Origin of the sequence: Paraburkholderia elongata (genome assembly GCF_013177735.1) — a bacterium.
Lineage (GTDB): Bacteria > Pseudomonadota > Gammaproteobacteria > Burkholderiales > Burkholderiaceae > Paraburkholderia > Paraburkholderia elongata.
This window is the reverse complement of the sequence record NZ_WOEZ01000182.1, coordinates 1-7,715: the sequence shown is the minus strand read 5'-3', so window position 1 is coordinate 7,715 and position 7,715 is coordinate 1. Positions and strand designations below refer to the sequence as shown.

7 protein-coding genes and 1 pseudogene are annotated in these 7,715 nt (G+C 61.5%); 2 read left to right on the top strand and 6 right to left on the bottom strand.

Annotated features, from left to right (window positions below; genetic code table 11):
• Both GNZ13_RS54665 and GNZ13_RS30780 read right to left on the bottom strand, forming a co-directional pair.
• Positions 1 to 145: pseudogene (locus GNZ13_RS54665) on the bottom strand (chromate resistance protein ChrB domain-containing protein); the annotation flags it as partial.
• Positions 146 to 337: 192 nt separating this feature from the next.
• Entirely contained in the window at positions 338 to 1,531 is a 1,194-nt protein-coding gene (locus GNZ13_RS30780; RefSeq protein WP_236002262.1) for an NHL repeat-containing protein, read from the bottom strand.
• A gap of 523 nt (positions 1,532 to 2,054) precedes the next feature.
• On the opposite strand from GNZ13_RS30780, the gene GNZ13_RS30775 reads away from it, so the two are divergent.
• Positions 2,055 to 2,405, top strand: coding sequence for a VOC family protein (locus GNZ13_RS30775; RefSeq protein WP_172171612.1), 351 nt, complete (start codon positions 2,055 to 2,057; stop codon positions 2,403 to 2,405).
• Between the two features lie 131 nt (positions 2,406 to 2,536).
• Here the strand turns inward: GNZ13_RS30775 and GNZ13_RS52880 are convergent, their stop codons facing one another.
• Positions 2,537 to 2,713 carry a hypothetical protein gene (locus GNZ13_RS52880; protein ID WP_236002261.1) on the bottom strand — a complete coding sequence of 59 codons (177 nt, stop codon included), beginning with the start codon at positions 2,711 to 2,713 and terminating at the stop codon, positions 2,537 to 2,539.
• Here GNZ13_RS52880 and merB point away from each other — a divergent pair.
• Positions 2,675 to 2,896 carry an organomercurial lyase gene (merB, locus tag GNZ13_RS54415; protein WP_407945676.1) on the top strand — a complete coding sequence of 74 codons (222 nt, stop codon included), beginning with the start codon at positions 2,675 to 2,677 and terminating at the stop codon, positions 2,894 to 2,896. The genes GNZ13_RS52880 and merB overlap by 39 nt on opposite strands.
• 20 nt (positions 2,897 to 2,916) lie before the next feature.
• Here the strand turns inward: merB and GNZ13_RS30765 are convergent, their stop codons facing one another.
• The 3 genes from GNZ13_RS30765 to GNZ13_RS30755 form a co-directional block, all read right to left on the bottom strand.
• Positions 2,917 to 5,970 (bottom strand): efflux RND transporter permease subunit, encoded by a 3,054-nt coding sequence (locus GNZ13_RS30765; RefSeq protein ID WP_172171608.1) that lies wholly within the window; start codon positions 5,968 to 5,970, stop codon positions 2,917 to 2,919.
• 12 nt (positions 5,971 to 5,982) lie between these two features.
• On the bottom strand, positions 5,983 to 7,134 hold the full coding sequence (locus GNZ13_RS30760) for an efflux RND transporter periplasmic adaptor subunit (RefSeq protein WP_172171606.1): 1,152 nt from the start codon (positions 7,132 to 7,134) through the stop codon (positions 5,983 to 5,985).
• Between the two features lie 115 nt (positions 7,135 to 7,249).
• A partial coding sequence (locus GNZ13_RS30755; RefSeq protein WP_172171604.1) for a TolC family protein occupies positions 7,250 to 7,715 on the bottom strand: 466 nt, incomplete at its 5' end.

Below are 7,715 nucleotides of genomic sequence, written 5' to 3'. Positions count from 1 at the left end.
CCGCGGTGTGCGGCAGCAGGTAGATGCCGTCACGCAGGGCGGCGCACCCCTTCGCTTTCAGCGCCCGCCATGCCCGCATTCGCGCGGTAGCGTTCTCGGTGGGAAAGGTCAGGACCAGTACGGCCCAGGTGGTTAAGGTGATCATGTAAAGTAAACTACACGCGTGTAGCGTACTTTACAAATTATTCTTCCTTAAACTTCGGCCGGCGCCGGATTGCGCGTGGTGGAATCGAAGCGCCGAGGTGCGCAGTGGCTGGCAGTCGTATGCCAGCCACTGGCGAAAGACCTGGTTTCATGAAGTCGTTTCCGACCGCTTTGCACGTCATTCCATCGCGCGTTATTGCCCACCATTCTCAAAAGGCACCTTCCAGACGGTCACGGTGTTTGTGTTGTCGTCGACCGCTGCAAAGCGCACGAACTCATGCTGCGGCTGTGCGAACGCGATTCCAAACGCACCGTCTGGCGCCGGGTCGATGGAAAGCTGCGCGACGAAGCGGCCTTGCGGCGTAAATTCGACGATTTCGCTCGGCTGTTTCGGATCGGCGTTGACCGCGTCGCCGTTCGCGACGAACAGATGGCCGTTCGGTCCGAGAGTCATTGCGATCGGTCCGCGCAGATGAGCGTTGTCCGCATAGATCAGCACACCCTTGCTGCCGTCATGCTGCGAGTTGCCCGCGCCGAAGACGGCGAAGATCGCGTTGTCGGCGGTCGACGCGACATAGAGTACGTCGCGCTGCGGATCGTAGGCGAGTCCTGTCGGCCCGACGACCAGTGCTGCGGGATCGCTGCGAAATGTGTAGCCGGAGGCGATCTTCGTGGCGCGGTTCAGATGAACGCCGCCGTCGTCGACGCTGACGTCGAGCCTCGTGACGGTGCCATCTAACACGTTCGACACAAATACCTTCGCGTGGTCGCCCTGATCGAAGATCGTCAGATCCCAGGGACCGTTGATCTTTGCCATCGTGGGCGTCCATTCCGCAATTTGGCTGCCGCTTCGATTGATCACCAGCAGCGAGCCGGGCTGGATCGTTGCGGACGTGCCGTCCTTGGTCGGTACGCTGCCGACCAGCACGAAGCCGGCCCTGAGCACACCGAGCGCGGTGCTCAGACCGAGACGCGCAGGACCCTGGAAGAACGTGGCCGGTGTGCCGTTCGGCACAATCTTGACGATGGTCGTGCCTTTGCCCTGAAGGTTGCCGGTGCCCTGCGGGTTCTGCGCGTTGTTGAAATTGGATACAAGCAGATCGCCGGGGGCGATCGTGCCGAAGCGCGGGAAGCCGTCGGGCACGAAGGCGGCGCCGTACGGATTGAGGTCGCCGTTGGCCGGCACCGTCGATGAGGTGACGAACGACGGCGGGAGCAGCGGCGTCAGCTCAGCGGCAAGGGCGGAGCCCGCTGCCGAAAGGGCGAGACTGGCGCCGCATAGCGCGGCCAGCAGCAGGTGTTTCACCGTGCGCTCTTTTGCACGGACAACGCGCTGGCAGGGTTGCCGGTCGATTGTCGGATTGAAGCCGTGTATGACGGGGTTCATGACTGGGCTCTCCAAGAAGGCCGCGGGGCGGGCACGTTGTTGTCGCTGCGCGCAATGCGTGCCGGCCGCCGCTAGCGAATTTCGCCCGTGCCCGCGAGACGGGTACGAGGACAGCTGTCCTGTAACCCGAACGCGCGTCGCGCAGCGTCAGCAACGGTGGGGCGAATCCTGCAAACAGGCAAACACGAACCCGTTGCCGGCGGGTGCGTGGCAAGCGAGGCGTGCTTCATGCATAACGGAACTGGATCGTCCGTGGGCAGTAAACGGCTGGCAGGAACAAATATTCCAGCGTGACCGGCCACACGGGATTGCCTGTCATGGCACGCCAGTCCGTTTAGGAGGACGTTCGTGTTTGCAAAGTGATTGGGAAGAGTGTCCGCTTTCGGGCGGTTGAGCATTAGGCGGTGATCGGCCAGGTCCGGTCAATCGACACAGGGACGTAGATCGTTGAGACCCATTAGCGTAGTATTTTTTTACGCCTATTATCTGCTGCGTCTTGCGAAACTCATTCCCGGAGCATCCGATGCGAATCAGAACCACTTATTTGAAAGTGAAGGACATGGAGCGGACCGCGACGTTCTGGGAAAACCTATTAGAACGCTCGCCGATCCGCAAGTCGGAGAGGTGGACGGAGTTTTTGCTAGGCGACGTCCGTTTCGGGTTGTTGCTGAATGATTTTGGCGATGAGTTCGTCGGGAGCGGGTGCGTACCGGTGTTCGAATTCGATGTATCTGCCTTGCATAGCTTTCTGAACCGCGCCAAGGTTCTCGGCGCAACAGTCGTTCTAGACGGGTTAAATGACGAGACCATGCAGAGCATTGTTTTGATTAGCCCCGATGGCCACGAGTTCGAACTTTGCGCTTGCCATGACTAGTCCGTTGTTTGGTACGGAAAATATAGACCGACATCCCTGCTGTCGTTGGTATCCGAGCTGAGCATTTTTCCAGGCCCTCCAACTTGGGCGGCGTCGCCGCAACAATCATGACCCAGCAGCAATTCGACTCGCTACTTCACCACCATATCGTTACGACCTTCATTCATGAAGGTTACGCTCCAACCAACGAGCAACTGGCACAGAAGGTTGTGTCGAGCGTCGACGATGTAGAAGCTGGGCTGTTGCGCCTTCAGGCTTCTCATGGCGTCGTGCTTCATCCAGGTCGGTGCGAACTGTGGGTGATACATCCGTTTTCGTCGTCGCCTACCCACACTTGGGTGCAAGCGGGAAAGCAAGGATGGTGGGCTCCGTGCATGTGGTGTGCACTGGGGATAGCGGCCCTTGTTAAGGGGAAAGTGACTGTGCATACCCGGATCGGAGGCGAAGCGGAGCCGGTACAAATAGATGTCGCGGACGTGCGTCCTGGCTGAAAGACGCGTAAAGGCAGACGCTAGCCCGCCTTCGTCACTCCAGCGTCCTGATGATGATCGGCGGCGAGGAACATATACATCGCAGGCACCACGAACAACGTAAAGAGGGTCCCGATCGAAAGCCCCGTGAAGATCACGAGCCCCATCGCATTACGGCCGGCGGCGCCTGCTCCTGAGGCGATTACGAGCGGCACCACGCCGAGCACCATTGCCGCGGTCGTCATCAGAATCGGGCGCAGCCGCACGCCCGCAGCTTCTTCCAGGGCTTCGCGCTTCGATCTGCCGGCGTGTTGCAGTTCGTTAGCGAACTGGACGATCAGGATGCCGTGCTTGCTGACGAGCCCCATTAACGTGACGAGCCCGACCTGCGTGTAGATGTTCAGCGTCGTCAAGCCGATGTTGATGAAGATGAGCGCACCGAACAGCGCCATCGGTACCGAAATCAGGATCACGATCGGGTCACGGAAACTTTCGAACTGCGCCGCGAGCGCGAGGAACACGATGATCGTCGCGAACATCAGCGTGATGACAAAACCACCGGACTCCTGCACGAATTGCCGCGATTGCCCCGAGTAATCTGCCGAATACCCGGCTGGTGCGACCTGCGCGGTCGCCTTGCGCAGAAAATCGAGCACTTCGCCTTGCGACACGCCGGGCACGATCACGCCTGAGATCGTCGCCGAGTTGAGTTGCTGGAAGTGGTTGATCGATTCCGGCACGACGTTATGTTCGATATGTGCAATCGTCGAAGCCGGAATGACACTGCCGTCCGGTGTGCGCAGGTAGTAGTCGAGCACCTGCGAAGGATTCAGGCGGTCGGTCTGCAATACCTGTGGAATCACCTTGTACGAGCGCCCGGCGATCGAGAAGTAGTTGACATAGCCGCCCCCGAGCGCCGAACCGAGCGCTTGCCCTACGTCGCTCTGCGAAAGCCCGAGCGAGGCGACCTTGTCGCGGTCGACGACGAGCGTGGCTTCCGGCTTGTCGAGCTTGAGATCGCTATCGACGAAGAAAAACATCCCGCTCGCGCGGGCTTTTTGCAGGACTGCCTGCGATACTTCGTTGAGGTTCTCGAAAGGCTCGGTCGTGCTAATGACGAACTGCACCGGCAAGCCCTGCGAACCCGGCAGCGGCGGAAACTGGAATGCGGCGACGCGTGCACCGGCAATCTGATTCCATTTCTGCTGCAATTCCTGCTGCAAAGCGGTTGCGCCCTTGCTGCGCTGGTTCCATGTCTTGAACAGCACGCCGCCGATCCCTTGGTTCAGTGTCGGCGCGCCGGTGAGCTGGAACATCTGCGAGTATTCAGGCAACGCTTTGGAGATGTCGAATACCTGGTCCGCATACGTCTGCATCTGCTGGATGGTCGCGTTCGGCGGCCCCTGGATCTGCGACAGTACGATCCCCTGATCCTCCTGCGGTGCGAGTTCCGATTTCGACGTCATGAACAGGTAGACCGTGCCGGCGAGCAGCAGCGCGCCCATCACGATGAACACGGGCCAGGTGTCGAGCGTCGAGTGCAACAGACGGCCGTAGCCACGATGGACGCGTTCGAACTGGCGGTTGACGAAGCGCGCGAAGCGCCCGGACTCCTGCTCCGCGCGGAAGAAGCGTGAGCACATCATCGGCGACAACGTGAGCGCGATCACGCCGGACACCGTCACCGCGCCGGCGAGCGAGAATGCGAACTCGGTGAAGAGGGCACCCGTCAGGCCGCCCTGAAAGCCGATCGGCACATACACGGCAATCAGCACGACGGTCATCGCGAGAATCGGTCCGCCGAGTTCGCGTGCGGCGATCAGCGCGGCATCAAATGGCGCCTTGCCTTCGTGCTCCATGTGACGATCGACGTTTTCGACGACGATGATCGCGTCGTCCACGACGAGCCCGATCGCGAGCACGAGCGCGAGCAGTGTCAGCAGATTGATCGAATAGCCGAGCAACTGCATCACGAAGAACGTGCCGATCAGCGACAACGGCATCGCGATCAGCGGGATGATGACCGCGCGCAAGCTGCCGAGGAAAAGGAAAATCACCGCGGTGACGATCAGCAGCGCCTCGACCAGCGTCTTGATGACTTCGAAGATCGCCGTGTTGACGAAGTCGGTCGCGTCATAAACGATCTCCCCCGTCATGCCGATCGGGAACTGCTTCTGCAGCCCGGGAAAGACGGCCTTCACGCGCTTGGCCACATCGAGGATGTTGGCGTCCGGCGCGACCTTGATGCCGATGAACACCGAACGCTTGCCGCTGAACGCGACGTTGAAGTCGTAGCTGTCGGCGCCGAGCACGACGTTCGCGACGTCTTCGAGGCGCACAATCGCGCCGTTCTTCTGTTTGACGACGAGTTGCTTGAAGTCGTCGACGGTATGCAGGTCCGTGCCCGCATTCAGGTCGACACTGACCATTTGCCCCTTCGTCGTGCCGAGCGTCGCGAGGTAGTTGTTGTTGCCGAGCGCAGTGAAGACGTCGGCTGCCGTCACACCGTGTGCTGCAAGCCGGGTCGAATCGAGCCACGCGCGCAACGCGAACTGCCGCCCGCCGAGAATTTCGGCCGTCTGCACGCCTTCGATCGAATCGAGTTTGGGCTTGATGACACGCAGCAGGTAATCCGTGACGTTGTTGCTCGGCAGCACGTCGCTGTAAAAGCCCATATACATGGCGTCGGTGGTCTGCCCGATTTGCACCTTCAGCACCGGCTGCTGCGCCTGCGGCGGCAACTGGTTGCGTACCGACTGGATCTGCGTGTTGATCTCGGTCAACGCGCGGTTCGCGTCATAGTTCAGGCGCAGCGTCGCGGTAATGGTCGACACGCCGGTGCTGCTTGTCGAGGACAGGTAGTCGATGCCTTGCGCCTGAGCGATCGCCGCCTCGAGCGGCTGCGTGATGAAACCGGCGATGGTGTCGGCGTTCGCGCCATAGTAAGCCGTGCTGATCGTCACGACGGCGTTTTCGGTCTGCGGATACTGGCTGACTTTCAGGGCGGCCAGCGAGCGCAGTCCGAGCACGAGGATCAGGAGGCTGACGACCGATGCAAGTACGGGCCGCCGGATAAAGAGATCGGTGAATGTCATCGCACGGTCTCTCTATTGTTCCTGAGGCGCCGGGTTCGGATTGTCCGCCGGCCGCACGCTGTTGTTGATGACGAGCGGGGTGCCGTTCTTGAGCTTGAGCTGCCCGCTCGTCACGACCTGCGTGCCGGCGTCGACACCTTTAAGGATCGCAACCTGATCGCCGCGCGTCGGGCCGGGCGTGACGAACACCTGCTGGGCGACGGGCAGCGTCTTGCCTTGCGCGTTGGGTTGCGTGCCCGGCTTGACGATGAACACGGTCGCGCCATAGGGGTTGTAGGTAATGGCCGTTTGCGGCAGCGTCAGGTAGCGCTGTCCGGCGCCCGCGTCGACCTTCACGTTCGCGTACATGCCCGGCAGCAGCTTGCGTTCATGATTGTCCACGCTGGCTTCGATCTGCACGTTGCGGGTGGTGCTGTCGACTTTCGGGCTAAGCGACTGGATCTTGCCCACGAACGTTTGCCCGCTGTACGCATTGGTGTCGACCACGATGGTCTGGCCGATGGCGAGCTGGCCGAGCTGCTGCTGCGGCAGGTAGAAATCGGCGTAGATCGGATCGATCGCTTGCAGCGTGACGATCGCATCGCCCGGATTGATGTACTGCCCCGGATTGATCGTGGTGATGCCGAGGCGGCCCGCAAACGGTGCGCGGATGGTTTTCTTGTCGACGAGCGCAGCCTGTTGCGCGACTTGCGCCTTCTTGCCCTTCAGGTCGGCGGCGTCCGCGTCGAGCTGCGCCTTGGCGATCGCCTTGATGTCGTACTGCGCCTTGTCGCGCGTGTAGACCGTCTGTGCGAGTTCTGCTGCGGCCTGTAGCGACTGGAGCAGTGCCACGTCGCTGTCGGCATTGAGTCTGACAAGAACTTGCCCGGCTTTCGCTTCCTGCCCCGAGCTGAACGCTACCTCGCGCACGAGGCCCGCGACTTCGGTGGTGACATCGACGCCGCGCACCGCGCGCAGGCTGCCGACCGCCGCAAGCTGCGGTTGCCACGACTGATAGCTGGCGACGACCGACGAAACGGTGGCGGGCGGCGCCGCGTTGCCCGCCATGAACTTGCCGAACATGTACGTGCGGAACTGGTTGAAGCCGACGAGTGCGGCCAGCAGCAGGCCGACACAAATCAGCATGATCACCATCCGCTTTGTCATCGGTTTTCTTTCGGTCATCTTGATGTCCTTGCACGGCATTGGGCGAAGCGCCGGACGGTTCGTTCCTTGGTTCCCTCGTTTCTGACAGCACGTGTTGCAAAGAGCGGTGCAGCGAGCCTTCTGTTGTGCTATGTCAATGCGTCGTTGCGGCGGTGGCCGGCGCAGGGGCGTTCCACCAGCCGCCACCGAGCGCCTGGAAGAGGGCCGCGGTGTCGGCGTAGCGGGATGCCTGTGCGAGCGCGAGGCTCACCACCGTTTGGTGGTACTGACGTTGGGCATCGAGAAGCGCCAGGTAGCTCACTCCGCCGATGCGATACTGCCCGCGCGTGAGTTCCAGCGAATCGCTAGCGGAGCGCCAGGCTTCCGTCTGCGCTTTCAGGCCGGTCGCGTCGTGATCGAGCGCGCGCAGCGAGTCCGCGACGTTCTGGAACGCCAGCAGCACTGCTTCACGATATTGCGCGCCGGCCTGCTCGTACGCCGCTTCGGCCGCGCGCTTCTGCGCATTGAGTTGCCCGCCGTGGAAGACCGGTTGCAGCAGGCCGGCGCCCAGGCTCCAGATCGTGCTGCCGGCTTTGAACACCTGGGACGGCGTCAGGGCC

What these genes read in the sequence shown, in the direction of transcription:
- GNZ13_RS30775 (WP_172171612.1), top strand. Translation starts at nt 2,055, where the DNA reads ATGCGAATCAGAACCACTTATTTGAAAGTGAAGGACATGGAGCGGACC.
- GNZ13_RS30765 (WP_172171608.1), bottom strand. Translation starts at nt 5,970, where the DNA reads ATGACATTCACCGATCTCTTTATCCGGCGGCCCGTACTTGCATCGGTC.
- GNZ13_RS30780 (WP_236002262.1), bottom strand. Translation starts at nt 1,531, where the DNA reads ATGAACCCCGTCATACACGGCTTCAATCCGACAATCGACCGGCAACCC.
- GNZ13_RS52880 (WP_236002261.1), bottom strand. Translation starts at nt 2,713, where the DNA reads ATGTATCACCCACAGTTCGCACCGACCTGGATGAAGCACGACGCCATG.
- GNZ13_RS30760 (WP_172171606.1), bottom strand. Translation starts at nt 7,134, where the DNA reads ATGACCGAAAGAAAACCGATGACAAAGCGGATGGTGATCATGCTGATT.